4 protein-coding genes are annotated in these 3,365 nt (G+C 59.2%); 3 read left to right on the forward strand and 1 reads right to left on the reverse strand.

The window, feature by feature from the left end; all coding sequences use genetic code 11:
- Positions 1-454 precede the first annotated feature (454 nt).
- Entirely contained in the window at positions 455-775 is a 321-nt protein-coding gene (locus GA0061102_RS32350) for a plasmid stabilization protein (RefSeq protein ID WP_092856850.1), read from the forward strand.
- A 124-nt stretch (positions 776-899) separates the two neighbouring features.
- A complete protein-coding gene (locus tag GA0061102_RS32355) occupies positions 900-1,196 on the forward strand; it encodes a PRC-barrel domain-containing protein (RefSeq protein ID WP_092856853.1) in 297 nt (98 codons plus the stop codon).
- Positions 1,197-1,437: 241 nt separating this feature from the next.
- On the opposite strand, the gene GA0061102_RS32365 is transcribed toward GA0061102_RS32355, so the two are convergent.
- Positions 1,438-2,307 carry an SDR family oxidoreductase gene (locus GA0061102_RS32365; protein ID WP_092856859.1) on the reverse strand — a complete coding sequence of 290 codons (870 nt, stop codon included), beginning with the start codon at positions 2,305-2,307 and terminating at the stop codon, positions 1,438-1,440.
- A gap of 105 nt (positions 2,308-2,412) precedes the next feature.
- Between GA0061102_RS32365 and GA0061102_RS32370 the strand changes: the two genes are divergently transcribed.
- Positions 2,413-3,351 carry a LysR family transcriptional regulator gene (locus GA0061102_RS32370; RefSeq protein ID WP_245298212.1) on the forward strand — a complete coding sequence of 313 codons (939 nt, stop codon included), beginning with the start codon at positions 2,413-2,415 and terminating at the stop codon, positions 3,349-3,351.
- Positions 3,352-3,365: the final 14 nt, after the last annotated feature.

Genomic DNA, 3,365 nt, shown 5'->3' on the forward strand with positions numbered 1-3,365 from the left:
GGACCTCGGGATTTCATGAGCCTTCTCCGATTGAGGCCCACAGAGCGTATCAGTTTTTCCGTTTCCCGTGGTCCAGCCCCAGGGGTTCACTCCAGTGCCAGGTCAGTGCTATCGTCACAAGACTGGTGCCTTTGGGAGACTTCTACATGGGACATTCGATCAATGTTCGTTCGCCCTTGGATGTCGGAAAAGCAAAACTGGGTGCAGCCACGCGCCATTGCTCTTCAGGGGGATGTGACGCGCGACCCATCTGTGTCAGATCGCCAAGCCTCGAAAATGCATGACAAGGTCTTTTATCATGTCCACGGAGGCCGCATCCAGTGTCGATGCATCCTCAGACGAACGGCGCCGAATGGTCGCCTAACGGAGTGACGTGTTCCTTAAAGGGCTACGACTTGGGAACAAAGCGTCCGCGCGGTCGTTGGTCCTCATGATCAAATCAGGAGGAAAGGCCATGCCCCGCGGCGATAAATCCAAGTACACTGACAAGCAGGAACGCAAGGCCGATCACATCGCTGAAAACTACGAGGATCGCGGAGTGTCGGAGAAGGAAGCCGAGCGAAGAGCGTGGGCGACCGTCAACAAGGACGATGGCGGCGGCAAGAAGGCCGGCGGAGCCGGACAAGGCAAGCACACAAGCCATCCCGCCGCCCACAAAGGCGGCGAAAAGGGTGGCAAGGCTGCCGCGTCCCGCACCGCCGCCCAGCGATCAGCATCGGCTAAGAAGGCTGCAGCCACCCGCAAACGCAATACCACCCATCACGCGCACCATTAGGAAGTCACTCAGCGGATGACAACCATCGCGGGGAGACCAGAGGCCATCGGGTTTGCGTACCTCACGTGGAAACAGATCGCGAGCAATCAACATTCAATGCGAAGTCAAAATGGAGGAATGACCCATGGATCATAGCAACCACATACGACTGACCAAAGATGAACTCACACAAGCCAATCTGGAAGGCGCATCGATCTATGGAGCCGATGATCACAAGGTCGGAACGGTGGATCACGTGCACGGAGCCGGCAGCAGCAGCAGTGTCGTGATCGATGTCGGCGGGTTCCTTGGCATCGGCGCAAAGCCGGTATTAGTTCGGGTGACCGATCTCGATTTCATGCGCGATGAAAGCGGCGAGATTCATGGCGTGACTTCTTGGACCAAGGATCAGCTCAAGGCGATGCCCGAGCATCAAGACTAGAAAACCAGATCGAAGCCCGGCCTGAATGCCGAGCTTCGTGCCTTCGTGCTAAAGGCGCTCCCGATCATCTTCCAAATCGCAATTTTGTCGCCGTCTTTCCCCTGCACGATCTCCTTAGAAGCAGTGACGATCCACATTTCTTTTAGATTGGCTTTGGACGACGGCCCAGGACCGGGAAGCATCTCAAATTCAGCCAGAGTTTTAGATCATATCGAATCTCTTTTCGGAAAGGGCGCGGCCATTAGCCCGCATGCGCGATCTGGCTCGCAAAGTCGCGATAGGAGTGTAGCGGACGGCGGAGGATCTTGGTCAGCCGCTCGACGTCGCCGGCGTCTGGGATCATGCCGTCGCTGACGTAGCGTTCGGCCATGAGACGCATCTCATAGGCCGTCCACCTCGGCATGAAGCTTGCGATGTTTTGCTCGAAGCCGCTCGGATCATCACCGCCATAGACGACGAGGCGGTCGAGGATGTCCGACCAAATCTTCGCCACGTCCGGACCAGTTAGCGTGTCGGGGCCGACCAGATTAATGGTTTCGATTGGCAGCTTGCCGGGGGCCCGGTCGCGACGGATCAGCTCGATCGCGGCGACCTCGGCGATGTCGCGGGCGTCCACCATGGCGACACCCTTGCTGCCGATCGGCATCGGATAGACGCTGTGGTTGAGGATGACGTCCTTAATCATCAGCTCATTGTCGATGAAGTAGGTCGGGCGCAGGATGGTAGCACTGAAATCCAGTTGCACGAGCATGCGCTCGGCACCGAACTTCACCGCGAAATGCGGCACGTTCACCGCACGATCGGCTTCGAACACCGACAGATAGACGACCCGCTCGACGCCCGCGTCACGAGCGATATTGAGCGTGATGATCGCCTGGGTGAATTCATCTCCGGTGACGGCGTTGAGAAGGAAGAGCGTGCTCACGCCATTGAAGGCGCTACGCAGGGCATCGATGTCGAGCAGGTCGCCCCGAGCGACTTCGACGCCGGCTGGGACATTGGCCTTGGAGGGATCGCGGGTCAATACGCGAACCTTGGCGCCGCGGTTGACGAGCTGGTTGACGACATGGTGGCCGACACGGCCGGTAGCGCCAGTAACGAGAATGGTCATGGTGGTTACTCCGGGTTGGGGTTTAGTTGACACCCACCAAATTAGTGATCCACATTGATCCCGATAGACACTATATCTGGACAGATCGTCTCACTGGTGGAACAAATGGATCTTCTCGCGCTTGCCGATTTTAATCTCGTCGCCCGCCACGGAGGCTTCGGTAAGGCCGCGCGCGCAGCGGGCCGTCCGAAAGCAACTTTGTCCCGACGCGTGGCCGAACTGGAGGCAAATCTTGATCTGCGCCTGTTCGAGCGCGGCGCACGGATGCTGAAACTCACCGAGGAGGGACGCGCCCTGTTCGAGCGAACGGGCGCGCTGCTGACCGAGCTTGACGAAACGGCGAAGGCCATCGCGGTGGGTGGGCATAGCCCCCGGGGCCGATTGCGGATCAGTGCACCGCTGCTGTTTTCTCAAACGGCGTTGGGAAAGCTTGCAGCTGGATTCGTGTTGAAATACCCCGATGTTCAACTTGAGATTACGACGGAAGACCGGGCTGTCGATATGATCGAAGAAGCTTACGACCTGGTCATTCGCGTGAATCCGCAGCCGGATGAAAGTCTTGTCGGCCGGGTCTTTCTGCACGATCGGCTGGTCGTCGTGGCAAGCCCCGGCCTGCCGCGCCCCGCGGGCCGCGACGCCGTTCCTGCCGTCACCCGTGGGTCGATGGCCCAGGCTGAATCGTGGGAGGTCACGACATCAGCGGGAAAGTTGCGCCTCGCGGCAAAGCCGGTCCTGAGTCTCTCCTCGTTCATCATGGTTCGCGACGCCGTTCGCGCTGGAGTTGGCGCGGCGCGCCTGCCCCTGTCGCTCGCCAGCTCCGATCTGGCCTCCGGCAGGCTGGTGAGCTGGGGCGAAGTGGAAGGATTTGAGACCGCTCTTTGGGCGCTCTATCCGACACGGCGGCTACTCAGCGCGCGCGTGTCAGCGTTTCTGGACTATCTGAAGGCAGTCTTTCCGCAGGGAATGCCGATTCCGATGAAGCCGCCCCATTGTTCCGAGATGATTGCGCCCCTTTGTTCCGGGATGATCTCGCCCCCTGTTTAATGGGGTCTGCAGGC

The sequence above is a fragment of the Martinezella miluonensis genome (genome assembly GCF_900094545.1).
Taxonomy (GTDB): domain Bacteria; phylum Pseudomonadota; class Alphaproteobacteria; order Rhizobiales; family Rhizobiaceae; genus Rhizobium; species Rhizobium miluonense.